Origin of the sequence: Bacillus sp. Au-Bac7 (assembly GCF_021341655.1) — a bacterium.
In the GTDB taxonomy this organism is placed as follows: domain Bacteria; phylum Bacillota; class Bacilli; order Bacillales; family Cytobacillaceae; genus Niallia.
Window position 1 is genome coordinate 851547 of record NZ_JAJTTG010000001.1, and the last position, 18555, is coordinate 870101.

At 38.3% G+C, this 18555-nt stretch carries 17 protein-coding genes; 6 read left to right on the plus strand and 11 right to left on the minus strand.

The genetic code is table 11. The features are described 5' to 3' along the window. The first annotated feature begins 99 nt into the window (after positions 1-99). Entirely contained in the window at positions 100-606 is a 507-nt protein-coding gene (locus LXM54_RS04380; protein WP_233313865.1) for a hypothetical protein, read from the plus strand. Positions 607-644: 38 nt separating this feature from the next. Here the strand turns inward: LXM54_RS04380 and LXM54_RS04385 are convergent, their stop codons facing one another. From LXM54_RS04385 to LXM54_RS04400, 4 genes are all read right to left on the minus strand, one after another. Then, positions 645-2051 carry an amino acid permease gene (locus tag LXM54_RS04385; RefSeq protein WP_233313866.1) on the minus strand — a complete coding sequence of 469 codons (1407 nt, stop codon included), beginning with the start codon at positions 2049-2051 and terminating at the stop codon, positions 645-647. A 398-nt stretch (positions 2052-2449) separates the two neighbouring features. Then, positions 2450-3193, minus strand: coding sequence for a type I methionyl aminopeptidase (map, locus tag LXM54_RS04390; RefSeq protein WP_233313867.1), 744 nt, complete (start codon positions 3191-3193; stop codon positions 2450-2452). 121 nt (positions 3194-3314) lie between these two features. Next, positions 3315-3737, minus strand: a complete 423-nt coding sequence (locus LXM54_RS04395; protein ID WP_233313868.1) for a DUF1801 domain-containing protein — start codon at positions 3735-3737, stop codon at positions 3315-3317. Positions 3738-3755: 18 nt separating this feature from the next. Then, complete coding sequence (locus LXM54_RS04400; protein ID WP_233313869.1) at positions 3756-4739, minus strand: Gfo/Idh/MocA family protein; 984 nt, start codon at positions 4737-4739, stop codon at positions 3756-3758. 176 nt (positions 4740-4915) lie between these two features. Here LXM54_RS04400 and LXM54_RS04405 point away from each other — a divergent pair, with 176 nt between their 5' ends. Next, positions 4916-5545: a LysE family transporter gene (locus tag LXM54_RS04405; RefSeq protein ID WP_233313870.1), complete on the plus strand. Its 630-nt coding sequence runs from the start codon at positions 4916-4918 to the stop codon at positions 5543-5545. 118 nt (positions 5546-5663) lie between these two features. Here the strand turns inward: LXM54_RS04405 and LXM54_RS04410 are convergent, their stop codons facing one another. Continuing rightward, on the minus strand, positions 5664-5921 hold the full coding sequence (locus LXM54_RS04410; protein ID WP_233313871.1) for a hypothetical protein: 258 nt from the start codon (positions 5919-5921) through the stop codon (positions 5664-5666). Between the two features lie 558 nt (positions 5922-6479). Further along, a complete protein-coding gene (locus LXM54_RS04415; protein ID WP_233314754.1) occupies positions 6480-7934 on the minus strand; it encodes an alpha-amylase in 1455 nt (484 codons plus the stop codon). Between the two features lie 179 nt (positions 7935-8113). On the opposite strand from LXM54_RS04415, the gene LXM54_RS04420 reads away from it, so the two are divergent. Continuing rightward, a complete protein-coding gene (locus tag LXM54_RS04420) occupies positions 8114-9334 on the plus strand; it encodes an MFS transporter (RefSeq protein ID WP_233313872.1) in 1221 nt (406 codons plus the stop codon). Between the two features lie 36 nt (positions 9335-9370). Here LXM54_RS04420 and LXM54_RS04425 read toward each other — a convergent pair whose 3' ends face one another. The 5 genes from LXM54_RS04425 to LXM54_RS04445 form a co-directional block, all read right to left on the minus strand. After that, positions 9371-10537 (minus strand): M20 family metallopeptidase, encoded by a 1167-nt coding sequence (locus LXM54_RS04425; protein ID WP_233313873.1) that lies wholly within the window; start codon positions 10535-10537, stop codon positions 9371-9373. 134 nt (positions 10538-10671) lie between these two features. After that, the gene (gene speD / locus LXM54_RS04430; RefSeq protein ID WP_233313874.1) at positions 10672-11481 is read right to left on the minus strand and encodes an adenosylmethionine decarboxylase; all 810 of its coding nucleotides are present in this window, start codon (positions 11479-11481) and stop codon (positions 10672-10674) included. A gap of 130 nt (positions 11482-11611) precedes the next feature. After that, positions 11612-12541 (minus strand): glutaminase A, encoded by a 930-nt coding sequence (glsA, locus tag LXM54_RS04435; RefSeq protein ID WP_233313875.1) that lies wholly within the window; start codon positions 12539-12541, stop codon positions 11612-11614. Positions 12542-12708: 167 nt separating this feature from the next. Further along, on the minus strand, positions 12709-14958 hold the full coding sequence (locus LXM54_RS04440) for a sensor domain-containing protein (RefSeq protein WP_233313876.1): 2250 nt from the start codon (positions 14956-14958) through the stop codon (positions 12709-12711). A gap of 140 nt (positions 14959-15098) precedes the next feature. Beyond that, positions 15099-15524: an EamA family transporter gene (locus LXM54_RS04445; RefSeq protein WP_233313877.1), complete on the minus strand. Its 426-nt coding sequence runs from the start codon at positions 15522-15524 to the stop codon at positions 15099-15101. A 253-nt stretch (positions 15525-15777) separates the two neighbouring features. Here LXM54_RS04445 and LXM54_RS04450 point away from each other — a divergent pair, with 253 nt between their 5' ends. The 3 genes from LXM54_RS04450 (at position 15778) to LXM54_RS04460 (ending at position 18506) form a co-directional block, all read left to right on the plus strand. Beyond that, positions 15778-16833, plus strand: a complete 1056-nt coding sequence (locus LXM54_RS04450; RefSeq protein WP_233313878.1) for an LLM class flavin-dependent oxidoreductase — start codon at positions 15778-15780, stop codon at positions 16831-16833. Further along, positions 16833-17783, plus strand: coding sequence for an ATP-grasp domain-containing protein (locus LXM54_RS04455; protein WP_233313879.1), 951 nt, complete (start codon positions 16833-16835; stop codon positions 17781-17783). The genes LXM54_RS04450 and LXM54_RS04455 overlap by 1 nt, the downstream gene beginning before the upstream one ends. 99 nt (positions 17784-17882) lie before the next feature. Continuing rightward, positions 17883-18506 carry a ribonuclease H1 domain-containing protein gene (locus LXM54_RS04460; RefSeq protein ID WP_233313880.1) on the plus strand — a complete coding sequence of 208 codons (624 nt, stop codon included), beginning with the start codon at positions 17883-17885 and terminating at the stop codon, positions 18504-18506. Positions 18507-18555: the final 49 nt, after the last annotated feature.

Genomic DNA, 18555 nt, shown 5'->3' on the forward strand with positions numbered 1-18555 from the left:
GTTCTGGTAATTATTTTCCTGAATTAGAATAAATGGGCTTTTCTGCTATACATAGTGGACTTCCACTCTTTCATAAATTGAGGTAAAGGAGGTTATTAAGTGAAAAAAGTTATTTTTTGCACCATTTTACCCATTATCTTCGTTTTATCTGCATGCTTTAATGATCCAATTCAAGATGATCTAATGAATTATGTGAACAGTGAAATGACAACAGCATTTGAGCTTGAAGCAACAGCTGTTAGTGCATATGACCAAGTATCTGGCATTAACTATACGGATGACGTGACAATGTATGATGCGTTAGTGATTACTGTCATCCCCACTTATAATGAATTCATTAAAGAATTGAATTCCGTTCCGATTGATACAGAGGAGTTACGAGCTGTTCATGAGAAATATATAGAAGGAGCAGATCTTCAGTATAATGCGTTCGTGAAAATTGTAAGGGCCCTTGAAACCCAAGACCCATTATTAATAGAAGAAGCGAATGGCATGCTGGAGGAAGCTCGGTCTTTACTTCGTGAATATCAAAATGAAATTGATAAACTTGCAGAGGAACATAATGTCGAGTGGGAGGAAAAGGATAATCCTTCTTCTTCTTTATAAAAAAAAGGCGAAGCAGCTTAATAGCTGCTTCGCTCTTTTTATTTATCAGACAAACTCTGATTGCGGGGTACTTTTGCATAAAACAAGATTCCGCTAGCAAGGAGAATGATTCCGAACATAAATGTCTTAATATCTGCTGTCCCGGCAATTATTACCCAAATAGAGTAAACAGAGGCAAGCAAACCGATGATCATGTCTGTAACTCGTCCTTTTCTTTGACCATATGTTTCTCCAGTGAAAGTAAGTTTCACTTGGAACAACGAGGCAATTAAATATGGAACAAGATATGCTAGTGTCGCAATGTAAATGACAAAATCAAATGCTTGTGAAATGCTGTTAGACACGGTTGAAAATATAAATAGCTGTCCAAGGATATTTGTCAGCACTAAGGAAAACACAGGAATGCCCTGTTTGTTTTCTTTCTTAAAAGGTGTCAGGAAGATACCTTGCTTTGCAGCTTGGTATGGTATCTCTGCACTTAGCATGACCCAACCGATTGTTGAACCGAACAAGCTGATCAATCCAATAGCTGCTAGAACTTTTCCGCCAATTGGTCCAAGCACGACCTCGATAGCATCAATCAATGGTTTCTGCGAGGAAATAAGTGCTTCCTGATTTAACAGTCCCATAACCAATGTGCTTATCCCAATGTAAATCGCAAGTGCAAGCAACAATCCTAAAATCGTAGCACGCTTCACATCTATTTTCCTTTTCGCTCTGCCTGCAAACACGACCGCAGATTCAACACCGAGAAATGCCCACAGTGTAGTTACAGCTGCATTATTAACTTGCCCAAGTAGACCTACTGAATTGCCGGCAGCATCTGTTTTTGCTTCTGCAAATGGCAATATATTGCTTGATTCAAAAGCAAACAGTGCAATAATAATGAACAGCAAGAAACCGACCACTTTCGCTGCAGTCGCAAGGAAATTCAGTTTCCCTGCATTTTCAAGCCCACGCAAAATAATAAAATGTGTTCCCCATAATAAAAGCGTACAAACTGCGAATGTAAATGCATTGCCGACTTTTAACGTAAAGGATCCTGCTGTAAAGAGAACAGCTTCACTCGTTAAAATAGGGAAAAACGTGGATAAATAACCAGCAAATGTCGTGATGATTGCAACATTTCCTGCAAGATTACCAATCCAGTATCCCCATGACGACATAAAACCGGAAAGCAAGGATAGATTTGATCCTTCTTTAAACAGCTGCTTTGCATATATTTGCGGCCCGCCAGTCAGCTCTGGCTTCCTGATTGCTAAATTCCCAAAGACAAGGGCTGTGACTAATACTCCTAAACCAGTTAAAACCCATGCAAGTATAACCCCAGCTGGGCTTGCTACCTCTGCTAATGTGCGAGGAAGCATAAAAATTCCAGAACCGACCATATTGCCGACAACAAGTGATGTCAATATGGCTAGTCCGAGCTTATTACCATTGCTCATGATGTAAGTGTTCTCTCCTTTAAAAGTTAATTGTCTAGTTGAAGTTGGGAGATTACTTATAGCTTGTATAAGCTGTGAATACAGCTGATGTTTGACGATAAACGCATAAAAAAAACACCTGTTATAGTTTGGTGTAGACTAATTTAAAAACCAGCCGATTCAATAGTAATATCCGTAAAGCAGCACTAATGGCTGTATTAATACGACAGCCATTTCCCCCATAAATCAAAATACGTCGGGCGGTATATATATACAATACGGGAAGGTTACTAGTGATGTCAACCATAAAGTTTACTCTGCTAAAGTACTAAAATATTCTGAAAAAAACAGTTGAAAAAAGTTGTTTACACACAAAAAAATACAGCCAGCAGAAATGGAAAATCTGCTGGCTGTACTAATTATAGTGTTGTAATAATTGGCTTATCTTTTGTAATGATTACTGTATGCTCATACTGTGCTACGAAGCTTTTGTTTTTCGTTGAGAAAGTCCAGCCATCGGATTTTTCATATACTTCTTCAGCACTTGTCGAAATAAATGGTTCAAATGCAATAACCATTCCTTCTTTCAAAAGGTCATTATCCCATGCATCAAAATAGTTGAGAATATGCTCAGGCTCCTCATGCAGAGATGTACCGATTCCATGGCCAGTAAGGTTTTTGATTACTGTAAATCCATGTTTTTTAGCGGTATTATAAACAAATTTTCCGATTCTGTTCTTTTTGCCGCCTGGTTTAAAGCATTTTAGTCCTTCTTCAAAAGCTTCCTTCGCAACTTCACACAGCTTTACTAAGTTTGGATCACCATTGCCGACAACAAAAGATTTGCCTGTATCAGCAAAATAGCCGTTTTTGCTGGCAGAAACGTCAATATTTACTAAGTCGCCTTCTTGAATAATGCGGCTGCCTGGAATGCCGTGAGCTACTTCATCATTTACAGAAATGCATGTATATCCTGGAAAATCATACATATCCTGTGGTGCAGATACAGCACCATGTTCAGCAAATAGCTTTCCTGCAAGCTCATCCAGTTCCTTTGTTGTAATGCCAGGAACAGTTTTTCTATATAATTCTTCCCTAATTAAGCTTACTATTTTTCCAATTTCCTTTAGACCATTGATGTCTTGTTCATTTTTAACAATCATATACTTACTCCTCTTTGTTTCTTCTAACGCATTTTATTCCATTTAAACGTTATTATTATAGTTTAACAAATTTTTTTAGTAAAATATATCCCCTAATAAGGATTAGGTTTCTATCCTGCTGTTACTTCTCTGGATACGTTTCTTTCAAAAAATCAACAGAAGCAATAATCAGCTCTTGTAAAACAGCTATATCAATGTCTGCAATTTTGTTTATGTAGACACATGCCTTGCCAGTTGTATGTTTGCCAAACCGCTCTAACATTTCAGCCCGCTTTGATTCTCCAGGCGCAAAATAAAGGCTCGTTTTGGCCTTGCGAGGTGAGAATCCTACTAACGGTGCATCCCCTTCGTGACCTGAAGCGTATTTATAATGATACGACCCAAAGCCAATGATGCTTGGTCCCCACATCTTGGCTGGAAAACCAGTTGTTTCAGTAAAGATATCCAGCAATTTATAGGCATCCTCTTTTTTCTTCGGATTTTCCACAGTTTCAATAAATTCAATAACACTGTTATCTGTTTCTTTTGTCTTCAATTCATACACTTTTTAAGAAGCTCCTTTCTAGTCAGTCGTTACCGTATCGACACCCATTTGTCTTCTTGCTTCATCTAGAATTTCCATCACAGCCATCGTGTTCGTCCATGTATTGCGTGGTGATTCGAGACACTCAGACTTGATTAGATCAATAAACTCCTCGATTTCATAGTACATTGGATCAAATTGCTCCTGTTCGCTTATATCCTCTGCTACCCCACTTGAAAAAAGGATTTCTGTTTTTTTAGGACTAGAAATATGATGAACAAGGATTGTTCCGTCCTCGCCTTGAATTTCTGTCGGCAACGTAGATTCTGAAATACAAGAAAACATAACATTCGCTTTAAAATTACTGTAGTGAAGGGTAATTTGCCCATTTCCGTCCACACCCGAATCTAGCACGTTACCGCTTGCATCCACCGCTTTTGGAACACCAAATAAATCTACGATTGGGGCTATTGTGTATACACCTAAATCCATTAGAGATCCGCCAGCAAGCTTAGGGTTGAAAAGATTCGGCAGCTCTCCCTGTTTATATTGCTCATAAAAAGGCGATAATCTGCAATTCGTTGAGAAATACGATTGAATCTTACCGATTTTATGTAGATTTTCCTTCACCGCAAGAAAATTTGGCATGAGCGTTGATTTCATTGCTTCCATTAGCGTAACCCCATTATCCTTTGCAGCTGTAATCATTATTTCTGCTTCCAGCTTATTTGCAGCAAATGGTTTTTCGCAAAGCACATGCTTGCTGTTGTTCATAAACAGCACTGCTTGCTCACAATGAAGGCTGTTCGGTGTTGCAATATATACTGCGTCAATCTCACTAGATTGCGCCATCTCCTCTAAACTATTGAATGCATTTTCTATTTGATGCTTCCAAGCAAACTCTTTTGCTTTTTTTTCTGTCCGTGAGTAAACAGCCGTTACTGTAAAATCTGCATGCTGTCTACCTGCTTTAATGAATCTCTCCGTTATCCAATTAGACCCAACAATTCCAAAACGTATCATTTTGTCACCGCTTTCTATTTTATTATTTATAGAATAGCAGACTGCCAGACAAAAGCATATGCTGATTAAACTTTTCTGTAAAAAAGCAGATTCAGATAAATGCTCGCATGAAACATATTTGTCTCCACTAAAACATAATAATGGATGTACAAGCAGTTGTGATGGGAGGAAAAGGATTGAGCCTAAGTATTTTATTCAGCTATATTCTTTTAGGGTTAACATTAGCTGCCCCAATAGGACCAGTTAATTCTGCTCGTCTTGATAAAGGTATTAAAAATGGGTTTTGGCATGCCTATATTGTTGGTTTTGGATCAATGGTTGCTGATGGGCTTTTTATGTTAATGGTCTATATTGGCATGGTCAATTTTCTGGAAATACCATTCATTCAAGTATTTCTTTGGCTCTTCGGCGGATTTATCCTCATTTATACAGGCATAGAAAGTATTAAAGGCTCCAATTCCATTACCCTTGATTCGTTAAGAGGAAGAGATTCCTTGTTCAAATGCTTTATTACTGGCTTAATTATGTCTGCGACTAGCCCGTTATCTATATTGTTTTGGCTTGGAATTTATGGGTCTATTTTAGCGAAAACAGCAAGTGAAAACGGTACAGGTATGCTGCTAGTGTACAGCAGTATGATATTTTTAGGGCTGATAATTTGGGACGTTATTGTCGCTGCACTAACCTCAAGTTTTAGGAGATTCCTAAATCTCACAACATTAAGAATGATTTCTATCATTTCTGGCATCACCTTATTATTATTCGGTGCCTACTTTGCTTATCAAGGAATTGACAGTCTTTTTTAAACGATAAAAAGGAATGGCGTATGAAGCCATTCCTTTCTTACTAGTAGCATTCCATCTCCATCAACTAGAACAAACGTCATATCCTCCCAATCTTTATCCATTTCTAGAACTGTCTTCCCTATTTTTTACCATCTTCTAATGCATAGCTATGAATTTCTCCTTGATTTTTTTTACCTACTTGATATTGATAAAGATAATATATTTTATTTTGTTCAATTTGGATATCACCAATAAAGCCTTCTGAACTTTCAAGTTTACTTAAAAACTTACTTGACTCCTGTATTGAGTAAATTCTAGCAATTTTATTAAATGTTGCCAAATACCCTTTAGTCGTAAATAAATTTGAAAAAGATACTGAGTATTCCGCTTCATCCATTTTATTAAAATTATCTATAGTACCATCATCACTTGAGCAAGAGGTTAGTAAAATGGTACAACATAAAATTAAAACTCAGCACAGGAAAACTTTTCATAATTAAAGCCACCTCAATATCTTTAAGTATTGTGAATAAGTAGGCTTGAATCTATATCATTTTGTATTTGAAGCACCTTTCACCCACAAACCGTAGTACTAACCCCCTTTTTACTAATAGGACTCCAATAGTTTGCAAAAGATTCAACTGTATACTTTTTTATAGAGCGCTTACATTTAAGCGGGCAATAAAACTGAGCAAAACTTGTCACATACATAAAAAAATGTTCGTGTTAAGCAAAATGAAGAGGTTATTATCTTTTCATTACTTAGGAAACTACTCCGGCCACAAGTAGACACAAAACAATAAAAACAACCGCAGGTACTATTTGAATATCACTGAAAATAGAAGAAGACGAACTAAACAAGTTCGCCTCCTTCCTACACAACAGCTAGAAAATTTTTAGTAATCTTATAAATCAACAGTTGAATCCGATTATCCATCGACTTATCAATTTAAACTTAATCCGCCAATCCCCAAACAGACACGCTTTGCCCATTAACAGGGAAATCGGCAAAACCATCCTCTTCAATGACAATTTGCTCTTCTCTTGTATTTGTTAAGTCTATCCAAGTTTCTCCAGCACGCTCTTGACCGACAAACATTCTTTTGCTGCCTTCTACATTATTGGATATAACTACAGCACAGCCGGATTTTTCGATGTTCTCATCGCCATGGCGAACCCAACCGATGACATTTTTATCATCAAAATAATCGTCTTGTTTTCCGTATGCTTTTCTTTTTCTAGCATATAACAGTGGATCAATTGCTATTTTTTTGCCATCAACAGGCACTGGACCGTTGATACCGTAATAATCGCCGTAGAACACACATGGATACCCATCTTTACGAAGCAAAATTAAGCTGTATGCAATCTGTTTAAACCAATCCTCTACCCAAGATTCTAGCGATTCATTCGGTTGTGTGTCGTGATTATCGACAAATGTAACACTATGTGTTGGATGGAGGTTTACAAGCGTATCCTCAAAAATGGTGGATAGATCAAACTCACTGCCTTGGATGGAAGCAGTATGTAATTTATAGTGAAGCGGAACATCAAATAAATCAATAGAGAAATCCATTTCTTCTAAAAACTGCTGACACTCTTCAATATCACCTTTCCAAAACTCACCGACAAAATAAAATTCGTCGCCTCGTTCTTTCTTTAACTCAAGGGCGAAATCTTTAATAAATTCATGATTTATATGTTTTATCGCATCAAGACGGAAGCCGTTGCACGATAATGTTTCACTGATCCATTTCCCCCACTTAAACATCTCTTCTCTGACAGTCTCATTATTAAAATCTATATTAGAAAACATTAAGAAATCATAGTTTCCTAGTTCCTTATCGACATTCTTATTCCAATATTTATTCTCACCAAGAATGCGGAAGACGCCTTCCTTCTCTTCTTTCGCATCATAATCTGTTCCATTAAAGTGGTTGTAATTCCACTGGAAATCAGAGTATTTACCATTTCTTCCTGGGAAGGTGAACTTTGTCCAGCCTTCGATATCATATGGTTCAGAAATATCTTCTTCTCTGTTCTCTGGATTCACTTCAACCACTTTAAAGGTTTCCGCTTCATCAGCGCCTGCCTTATGGTTCATTACTATATCAACATAAACAGCGATTCCAACATTATGACATGCCTGGATAGCCTCCACTAATTCGTCTTTAGTTCCGTATTTTGTCCGGACACTTCCTTTTTGGTCGAATTCACCAAGGTCATACAAATCATAAATTCCATATCCGTTATCATCACCAGTGATTCCTTTTGTTACTGGAGGAATCCAGACAGCATCAATTCCTGCTTCCTTAAGTTCACCAGCTCTTTCCTTTAATCTTTTCCAATGGTTCCCATCTGCTTCTAAATGCCATTCAAAAAACTGCATAATCGTTTTATTTTCCATAATAACACTCCTTTAAAGTTTAAGATTATGAGTAATAAGTACCCCAATTTTTGTTTTTTTAAAGCACTTAGCAGGTTATTAAGAAAATTTTTTTCGCGATTGAATTTCGCATTGCGAAATAAGTGTATTGCTTATACAATAAAACTGAATAGTCTAAAATAACTGATATTAAAGGAGCAGCGATGAATAAGAAAGTTTTTTTATATGTGAAGGCATTCTCCGACTTAGGGACCTTTATGGATTTAATCGCTATAAATGTCTTAATGTATGTTGCTACAGGATCTACTGGTTGGCTAGCAGCGACAATGGCGTTCCGCACACTCGGCGGCGTGCTTTCGAGCCTATTTTCAGGGGTACTTGCTGATCGTTTTGACAGGCGGAAAATCATGATAACAGCAGATGTTTTGCGGGCAGCTATTATTCTTTTGCTGTTGATTTACCCAAATCCAGTTATGATTGTGACTGTATGCTTTCTGATCGGCTTAACGACCAGCCTGTTTGCTGTCAGCTACAGTGCGGAAATCCCGCAAATTTTCGGGGAGGATAAAGTGATTAATACAAACGCCTTAATCGCACGGCTTACTTCTGTAAGTCTTGTGTTTGGATTTATTGGCGCAGGTATAATCACGGAGCTTATCGGTTATCAAGCCACACTAATTATTGATGGGGCAACGTATATATTGTCTGCCTTTATCTTAATGCGGATGAAGTGGCAAACGTCCGCACAAACGAAAACTCCTCTTGCTGCTAGCAGTATGAAAAGCGTATTAACAAGTCTTGGCAATGACCTGAGAGAAGTCAATGCGTTCATTTTATTAGCACCAATGCTGCTTTTAGTTAATCTTGTTTTCTTAATCGGCTCCTTTGCAGGTGCTTCTCATAATTTAGGAATTCCCTTGCTTGCTGAGGTGATTAATGGAGAAAAACAAAGTCTTTATTATGGGTTGATATGGGGTGCTTGGGGAATTGGTTCTGTTTTTGCAACAATGATTATGCCGAAAATTAAGTTCCAGACGGAAAGAAGCATTTATTATGCCTGTTTCGTGTCTGCTATGTTGATGTCAGCAGGTTTTATTACATTCTTTTCTAACACAAACAGCTGGATTATCTTAATATTTGCATTTGTCACAGGAATTTTTGATGCAACCTTCACTACCCTGCATGCTGTATTGCTTCAAAAAACAGACAATCATATTAGAGGAAGAATCTTTGGTGTTGGCATGCTCCTCAAATCTCTTGGATTTGCATTAGGTTTCGTTATCGCTCCACTCATCCTTGAAGCAACCTCACTAAAGCAGATGGTTTGGATATTTCATGGGTCATTGATTGCTTCAACAGTGTGTATTATTTTTATAGCCTTAAACACAAGCAAAAAACGAAAACTATGGAAAAGCGTTTCTTAAAAAAAACCTCCTGGCAAGCGCACCAGGAGGTTTCTGTTATTTATTGCGGTTAAATTCATCTTTAATTTGTTGAAGCAGCTCTTTGTTTGTTAATACTTCATAGCCAGTTAACGCCATCGATTTAGCCCCAACAATCATTGCTTCTCTCGCCTGATCTGTCATTGCAGCCTCTCTAAATTCATGTGTGTGGCATGCATATGCTTCATTGCAAATTTTAATATATGGGTGAATTGAAGGCACAGCTTGGCTGACATTACCCATATCAAGGGAACCAGATCCGTCTCTTTGCTCATAGATTTCCTGTGCAGGTATGCCAAGTGAAACTAATTCCTTATTAAATGCTTCAGAAAGCGTATCGTTTGTAATCATATCATCATAAGAGAATTCATAGTTAGACACTGTTAATGTTGCACCAGTCTGCAATGCAGCACCTTCTGCGCATTTTTTCACCTTCTCAACAAGCTCGTTCACATAGTCTCGTCTGGCTGCACGTACATAGAATTGGGCAACTGCATAATCAGGGACAACATTGGCTGCCTTGCCGCCTTCTGGAATGATGCCATGAATGCGTGCATCTGAAGTAACATGCTGGCGAAGGGCATTGATGCTGTTAAATGTTTGCAGTACTGCATCTAATGCGTTAATTCCCATATGAGGGCTTGCAGCAGCGTGGGCTGCTTTCCCGAAGAACTCAAATTGGATCGCATCCATCGCTAAGGAAGATCCGCTTTTCATATTATTATCAAGAGGATGGACCATCATGGCTACATCCAGTTCAGAAAAGATATCTTGTTCTGCCATGGTAACCTTGCCGCCCTTTGTTTCCTCTGCAGGCGTTCCATAAACGATAACTTTACCGCCAGTCTCAGCCAGGACTTTGCTCAGACCAATACCTGCCGCAATTCCCATCGTGCCGATTAAATTATGGCCGCATGCATGGCCAACTTCTGGCAATGCATCATATTCTGACATAAAGCCAATGACTGGACCTTCCTTCCCGCTGTCAAAAACGGCACGGAACGCAGTTGGCAGTCCGCAAAAATCTCTTTCTACTTTGAAATCATGTTCTAATAATGTTTTTATTAAGACTGCACTTGCCTTGAATTCCTCATGGCCAAGCTCAGGGTTTTCGCCGATATATATGCTGATTTCTTCAAATGTTTTTTTATGCTGATCAATTGCATCGATGATTGTTTGTTTCAAGTAAACCTTTCCCTTCTCCCTATTATGATACTATCTTACCAAAATTTTTGGCTATTAACATTATAAAATGATTAAAAATTATATTTCAAGCATATTTATACAAAAAAAGAACAGGCTAAACGCCTGTCCCTGTATTAGTTGTTGATATTTTTTCCATAGAAAATCTCGTTCATTTCTACTGTCAGCTTTTCTGTTATGTCTGCCTGCTCTTTTTCACTTAATTCATCAGCTGTATATCCAAACAAGTAATTGTTTAAATCAAACTGCTTCAGCTTACATTTTGTATGAAAAATATTTTCTTGGTAAATATTTACATCAATCATATCAAAGGTTTTTTTCGCTTCATCGGGAATATAATTCTGAATTGAGTTAATGTCATGATCTATAAACAGCTTATGTCCATGAATATCACGGGTGAAGCCTCTGACGCGGTAATCAATAATCATGATATCTGTATCAAAAGAATGAAGTAAATAGTTGAGTGCCTTCAATGGAGAGATTTCTCCACAGGTGGAGACATCTATATCAGCGCGGAATGTGCTGATTCCTTCATCAGGATGGTATTCAGGATAAGTATGAACAGTTATATGGCTTTTATCAAGATGCATTACAACAGAACCAGGCAGCGGCCCTGGTGATTCTTCAAATACCTCTTTAGGAGCTTCCGCCACAGGGCCTTCTGAAACTAATAAGGTGACACTTGCTCCTTGCGGTTCATAATCCTGCTTTGCGACATTTAGAACATGTGCCCCAATAATATCGGAGACATTTTTTAAAATACTTGTTAACCTATCGGCATTATATTGCTCATCAATGTATTGCAGATAGCTTTCTCGTTCTTCCTTTGTTCTTGTATAACAAATATCATACATATTAAAGCTCAGCGATTTTGTCAGGTTATTAAAGCCATGCAATTCTATACGCTGCTCAGGTGTTAAGCTCATGTTTGTATTCCCCCTATTTCTGCTTTAAACTAGTCTCTCAAATAGTTTTATGTTACCCCTATCTATTTGAAAATAACCAAAAGCAGAAATAGAATGGATCATATCATTTACTCAGATGGCGACAACTCAATCAAAACATACTTAAAGAATATTTCTTCGCTAAGATTTCAAGCAGCTTGACTCCTGCCACACTATTTCCTTTGTCATCAAGGGCAGGACCGGAAATGCCGATACCAAAACGATTAGGAACAGCGCCTAGAATTCCGCCGGAAACACCACTTTTTGCCGGAATGCCGACACGAACTGCAAACTCCCCAGATGCATTATACATTCCGCATGTTACCATAAAGGTTTTGCAGATTCGGGCCACATGCGCTGGCATTATCCGGTTATTCGTTACTGGCTCTACACCATCCATTGCAAAAATAATCCCTATTCTTGCAAGATCCAGGCAATTAACCTCAATGGCACATTGCTTCGTGTAAAGGTCCAGCAGTTCTTCCACATCTTCATTGATGATGCCGTGCTGTTTCATAAAGTGGCATAAAGCTCTGTTTAGATGAGATGTTTCAAACTCAGAGCGGGCAACCTCTTCTGAATAGCTGATGTCATCATTGCCTGCCAGTTTTTTCACAAAATCTACAATACGTGTTAAACGCTCCTCGACAGAATTTCCTTTAATCATGCTTGTGACCGCTAATGCACCTGCATTTATCATAGGGTTAAGCGGCTTCGACGGATTGCTCATTTCCAATTTAACAATGGAATTAAAGGGGTCTCCTGTCGGTTCATAGCCTACCTTTTGGAAAACAGTGTCTTCTCCGGACTCCATTAATGCAAGTGCTAAAGTAAGCACCTTTGAGATACTTTGCAAGGTGATTTTTTCCTTAATACACCCTGCTGAATAACATGTACCGTTCGGATAATAGACCGCAATCGACAAATCATCACCATTTGCTCGGCTCAATGCTGGTATGTAGTCAGCGACTTTTCCATCTTTCGTATATACCTTTGCTTCCTCTAGAACTGCTTTCAATTCATCTACTGTTTTACATGGCATACATCATCACCAACTTCTTTCATTTCATTTCCTTATTTATTTCCTTATCGAAAAGAAATAAACTTCCACTTAAATATAGCGGACTTCTATATACTTATACTATACAATATGAATGGAAACAATCGCCAAGTTTGGTTATTATCCTAACAAAAAGGACTTGAGTTTATTCAAGACCTTTCTGATTTTCCTGCTGAAGCCTGTGCAAACAGCAGTTGTTCTATTTCCTGTCTCGGCAACGGCTTGCTGTAATAAAAGCCTTGTCCAAGTACACAATGATTAACTTTTAAGAAATCTAGCTGTTCTTCGTTCTCTATCCCCTCGGCAATAACAGAAAAATTCATATTATGACCCATATCAATAATTGCTTTTACTAACGACCCTTTATGAACTGGATCTGTTATATCATCGACAAATGTTTTGTCTATTTTAATCGTATCAATCGGCAAATACTTTAAATAGCTTAAAGAAGAATAGCCTTTGCCAAAATCATCAATTGAAATATTAAAACCTAAACTTTTCAGCTTATGCAGGATATTCAAAGATAAATCAATATTTTGCAGCGTGCTTTCTGTTATTTCTAATTCAAACATTTTTGTGTTCAAGCTGTACTCTTCTGCAAAATTACTGATAATCTCTGCAAAATCTTGACAATGAAATTGTCTTGGCGATATATTAATCGACATTTTAATATCATTTATGCCTTGCTTGTTCCATTCCATCATCTGCCTGGATGCTTCTTTTATAACCCAGTCTCCAATTGGAATAATTAAGTTTGTTTCCTCAGCGATTGGAATAAATTCGGCTGGAGAAACAAATCCAAATTGGGGATGCTTCCAGCGCAATAATGCTTCCACCCCAAAAATCTCACCTGTAATAATGTTAAATTGAGGCTGATAAACTAAAGAAAGCTCATTAAGCTTAATCGCTTTTCTTAAAGCCATTTCCAGCACCATTTTTCTCGAACTGCTTTCCTCCAGTGCGTGGGAATAAAACTGATAATTGTTTTTGCCATTATCCTTAGCCAAATACATTGCCGCATCTGCATTTTTAATCAATGTTTCCTGGTCTTTACCATCAGATGGATAATGGCTGATGCCAATGCTTGGTGTGACGAAAAACTCTTCCATCTTAATGAAAAGCGGCTGCGTGAAAGCCTCCAGAATTTTGTCTGCTTTACTTTTTATTTCCTGTAAGTCTGCATTTTCGAGGATTATGACAAATTCATCTCCCCCAAGCCTTGCGACGAAATCACCTTCTTCAAGAGAAGATTTCAGGCGATTAGCTACCTCCTTTAGAATCATATCTCCTGTTGAATGTCCCCTCGTGTCATTTATCCGCTTAAATTGGTCAAGATCCAAAAACAGCACATACAAGCTTTCAACAGCAAGACAGTGGATACGATCATGCAAATAGACCATACAGCTGTTTCTATTCGGCAAATCGGTTAACGTGTCATTATATGCCAAACGCTTAATTAAAGTATCAGATTTCTTTCGTTCTGTAATGTCTCGCCCAACAACAAGCACGGCATGACTTCCCGCGAATAAAATTGGCATGCAGGACAACTCAACATCCATTACTTTTTGCTGTAATGTTTTAATTTGCACTTCTACTCTCAAATTTTTAGCGCCGTTAATGGAAAACTCGTGATTAATCTTTTCATAGTCTTCCGTTGACAGCAACTCATACACGGTGTTGCCAACGAGCTCTAATGGATTGGATGCGCCAATGAGCTTACTGCCTGCAAAGTTGATATAAAGCATTTCATAGTTACTGACAACAGCAATTATGTCAGGCGACATTTCCACAAGTGTACTAAAACGGTCTTCATTTTCTTTGCTTTCCGTTATATCAAAAAAAATGCTAGTGAATTCTATCATTTTGCCATTACCGTCATATAAGGGAATGCCCTTGTCTTTAATCCAGCGGATTTGACCGTCTGGCCGTATAATTCGGTATATGCTTGTGACTTCTTTTTCGGTCTTTAATGCTTCCAGTCTTTCCGTTATCAGACCTCGGTCGTCTTCATGAACTACTTCTTTCCATAAATCAATATTTTGGTAAAATTCTGCTGTTGATCGACCATAAATTCTTTCCATTCCCGAAGTGATGAATAATGTTCCTATCTTATAATCGTGAAACCAAATTGCCATATCCATCGTTTCAAAAATAGTCTGCAATTTAGTGCTGCTGTTTTTCAGCTCTATTATAAGGGCAGAAATGTTCTTTAACAGCACCATCAAGGAAAAGATGGAAATAAGGCTGAAAAGAAGATGCAGTAAAATGAATACAACATGATTTAGAAAGTGATAAAAGATATTTACAAGCATTGATAGAACAACACATAAACAAAGGGTAATGATCCATTTCGTTTGACTGTTTTTATAGATCATTGTTGCTCTCTCCAATCGTCTCATGTACCTCCTTAATAAGAAGGAAAATAAGGATTTTGCACCCTATTTACACTCTTATATCGGTACAATTCCGTATTTTGTTGAGAGGATTTCACTACGATAACAATAAAAAAATCAGGAAGGATATCCTTCCTGAAAATAAATTAATGAAGTGCTGCTAAAATAACACCTATTGTAATTAATCCAATCCCTACACCGTTCAGAAGACTAATCTTTTCTCCTAAGAAAATGATAGCGATAAGTGCAGCCAAAACGACACTCAATTTATCAATTGGCGCTACTTGTGTGACCTTTCCTGTTTTTAATGCTAGAAAGTAGAACAGCCACGAAGTAGCTCCTGCAATGCCGCTCAATACAATAAACATGAAATTCTTCTTATCAGAAATAATGCTCGGAATTTTATGCAGGTTGCCTTCTATCGCTACAATGATGAAGAGAAAAACTGTCATAATCATTGCTCTGACAGCTGTTGCTGTATTAGCATCAACATTTTGCAAGCCAATTTTCCCAAAGATACCAACTAATGCTGCACAAACGGCTGAAAGAATAGCATAAATTAACCAAGACAAACAAATTCCCCCTTTTTTATAGTTTGGTTGTTTAATCTTGATTTACTCTTCCTTCCTGAAAATATCTGTATTTCCATGCATAAGAAAATGCTTTTTTTGTGGATTTATACGAGTTTCAAAGCAATCTGAGTATTTATATAGGATTTAAAGTGTCCGCTCTATTGACAGTTAGTATATCTCTATAATAACATTATAAATATTCTAAAAACTTTAGCGTCCTAAAATATCAGATTACATAAAAAGGAGAATCAACATGAAATATGGATTTTGGCTGCCTATTTTTGGCGGATGGCTTAGAAATGTAGAAAATGAAAACATGCCGCCTACATTCGATTATGCAAAAAAGGTCATTCAAAGTGCAGAAAGTTGGGGGTTTGATACAACGTTGATTGCAGAACTATACTTAAATGATATTAAAGGCCCTGAAAGAGATTCATTAGAAGCCTGGTCAACTGCCGCTGCACTTGCAGCAGTTACCGATAAAATAGAAATTATGACAGCGATCCGTCCTGGGTTTCACAATCCTGCAGTTGCTGCTAAGATGGCCGCCAATATCGATCATATTAGCAACGGCCGATTCACCTTAAACGTTGTGTCTGCATGGTGGGAGGAAGAAGCTAGGCAGTATGGCGGGATCTTCACAGAGCACGATGAGAGATATGAGCGTACAGAGGAATTCTTAGCTGTTTTAAAAGGATTATGGACAGAAGAAACATTCAGTTATAAAGGGAAATTCTACGACATTAAAGAAGCAAAGCTTTCTCCTAAACCTGTGCAGAAGCCTAATCCAATCCTTTATGCAGGCGGAGAAAGCCCGAAAGGCAAAGCAGTCATTGCTGAAACCTGCGATGCTTATGTGATGCATGGCGGTACAGTCGATGAGATTTCTCTAAAAATTCAAGATATGCAGAAGAAAAGGAAAGAGTTTGGAAAAGATTTGTTTACGTCCTTTGGAATGGCTGCCTATGTTATTTGCCGTGATACAGAGGAAGAAGCACAAGAAGAGCTTGCTAGAATTACAGATGTGAAAGAATCCTCTGCCTATGCAGGCTTTGATGATTTTGTAAATAAATCACAGCTAGAACAGCAAATTAAATTGCAAGATTATTCTGTTTCTAACAGAGGCTTGAGACCAGGACTTATCGGCACTCCAGAGCAAATTGCTAAAAAAATTGTTGAATACGAAGATGCCGGCATTACGCTGCTCTTGCTGCAATTCTCTCCTCAGCTCGAAGAAATGCAACGATTTTCAGAACAAGTTATGCCCCTTGTCGCATCATTAAAAAAAGAAAGAGAAGTGACGAAGTGATGAGTAAAGTTTATGTTATCCATGAAAACAGTGAATGGACTGTTCATTTAACGAGACGTTTGGAGGAGCTTAATATTCCATTTGAGGAATGGGATTTGTCAGAAGGCAATTTTGACTTAACTGAAGCACCGCCTGAAGGAATTTTCTACAGCCGTATGAGCGCTTCCTCCCATACGCGAGGCCACCGCTATGCGGCAGAATATACTTCTGCTGTGCTCGAATGGCTGGAATCATACGGCAGAACTGTGATAAATGGAACGGGCGCACTTCGACTTGAAGTGAGCAAAGCGGCCCAATACGCGGCCTTGTTTAAACATGGTATTAAAACACCTAGAACGCTTGTGGCTACAGGAAGTGAGCAAATTATCCAAGCTGCTAGAAAACTAGGCGATCCTTCTTTTATTACGAAACATAACAGAGCAGGAAAAGGCTTAGGTGTCCGCCTGTTCCATTCAATCGAAGAGCTGGAAAGATATGTGTATGGCCCTGAATTTGAAGAGCCTGTTGATGGAATCACGCTTATTCAACAATATATTGAAACACCTGACCAAAGCATTACACGCTGCGAGTTTGTCGGCGGCAAGTTTGTGTATGCAGTGAAGGTTGACACAGCAGGCGGCTTTGAACTGTGCCCGGCAGATGCGTGCCAGATCAATGATCTCTTCTGCCCTGTCGGCGAACAGGTGGAAGACAAGCCAAGCTTCACCATCCAAACAGAGTTTAATGAGCCTATCATTGAAAAGTATGAACAGTTTCTGCAAGCACAAAAAATTAAAGTAGCAGGAATTGAATTTATGAAAGATAAAGATGGAAACTTGTATACGTACGATATCAACACAAACACTAATTATAATGCGGATGCTGAAAAAGAAGCTGGTATATTCGGGATGCTGCAGCTTGCTGAATATTTGCAGGGGTTACTGCAAAAACAATACGGAGTTCCAAACTAAAGCTTTATTTAGGACTTGCTAATACTTTTAGCAAGTTCTTTTTGTGACAAGCTGTGTTATGATTAGGAAATGACTTTAGTTTGAGGAGGCAACTTCTTTATGGCAAAACAAAAATATTATGTCGTGTGGAAAGGTCGTAAGCCGGGGATTTATAAAACCTGGGCTGAATGCGAAAGGCAGACAAAGGGCTTTCAAGGTGCGTCCTTTAAATCGTTTCCGACATTGGCAGAAGCAGAGCAAGCATATAAGCAAGGCGGATTCAGTTCGTCCTCCGCAGCAGGAAAAAGCAGCAATGCAGCTAGTAGCAGTTCTTCTCTTCCGATTGACGAAAACAGCATTTCAGTAGATGCAGCATGCAGCGGAAATCCTGGCATGATGGAGTATCAAGGTGTCGACACAAAAACTGGTGAAAGAATCTTCCATTACGGTCCTGTGTTTGGCACAAATAATATTGGCGAATTTCTAGGAATTGTCCATGCCCTTGTGATGCTTAAAAAACAAGGAAAAAACACAACCATATACAGTGACAGCATGACTGCACTGTCATGGGTGCGCAATAAAAAAGCCAATACAAGTCTCACTCGAGACAGCCGTACAGAACAGCTTTGGCAAATGATTGAACGTGCAGAAGCATGGCTGAAGGAAAACAGCTATGAAAACAAAATTATCAAGTGGGAAACCCATCTTCACGGCGAGATTAAAGCTGATTTTGGCCGGAAATAGATGGGATAGTATTTACGTAAACATGAATTGCCAGGAAGGCTTCCCCTTC

What these genes read in the sequence shown, in the direction of transcription:
- LXM54_RS04385 (WP_233313866.1), bottom strand. Translation starts at nt 2,051, where the DNA reads ATGAGCAATGGTAATAAGCTCGGACTAGCCATATTGACATCACTTGTT.
- map (WP_233313867.1), bottom strand. Translation starts at nt 3,193, where the DNA reads ATGATTGTTAAAAATGAACAAGACATCAATGGTCTAAAGGAAATTGGA.
- LXM54_RS04400 (WP_233313869.1), bottom strand. Translation starts at nt 4,739, where the DNA reads ATGATACGTTTTGGAATTGTTGGGTCTAATTGGATAACGGAGAGATTC.
- LXM54_RS04410 (WP_233313871.1), bottom strand. Translation starts at nt 5,921, where the DNA reads ATGGATGAAGCGGAATACTCAGTATCTTTTTCAAATTTATTTACGACT.
- LXM54_RS04420 (WP_233313872.1), top strand. Translation starts at nt 8,114, where the DNA reads ATGAATAAGAAAGTTTTTTTATATGTGAAGGCATTCTCCGACTTAGGG.
- speD (WP_233313874.1), bottom strand. Translation starts at nt 11,481, where the DNA reads ATGAGCTTAACACCTGAGCAGCGTATAGAATTGCATGGCTTTAATAAC.
- glsA (WP_233313875.1), bottom strand. Translation starts at nt 12,541, where the DNA reads ATGCCATGTAAAACAGTAGATGAATTGAAAGCAGTTCTAGAGGAAGCA.
- LXM54_RS04440 (WP_233313876.1), bottom strand. Translation starts at nt 14,958, where the DNA reads ATGAGACGATTGGAGAGAGCAACAATGATCTATAAAAACAGTCAAACG.
- LXM54_RS04450 (WP_233313878.1), top strand. Translation starts at nt 15,778, where the DNA reads ATGAAATATGGATTTTGGCTGCCTATTTTTGGCGGATGGCTTAGAAAT.
- LXM54_RS04455 (WP_233313879.1), top strand. Translation starts at nt 16,833, where the DNA reads ATGAGTAAAGTTTATGTTATCCATGAAAACAGTGAATGGACTGTTCAT.
- LXM54_RS04460 (WP_233313880.1), top strand. Translation starts at nt 17,883, where the DNA reads ATGGCAAAACAAAAATATTATGTCGTGTGGAAAGGTCGTAAGCCGGGG.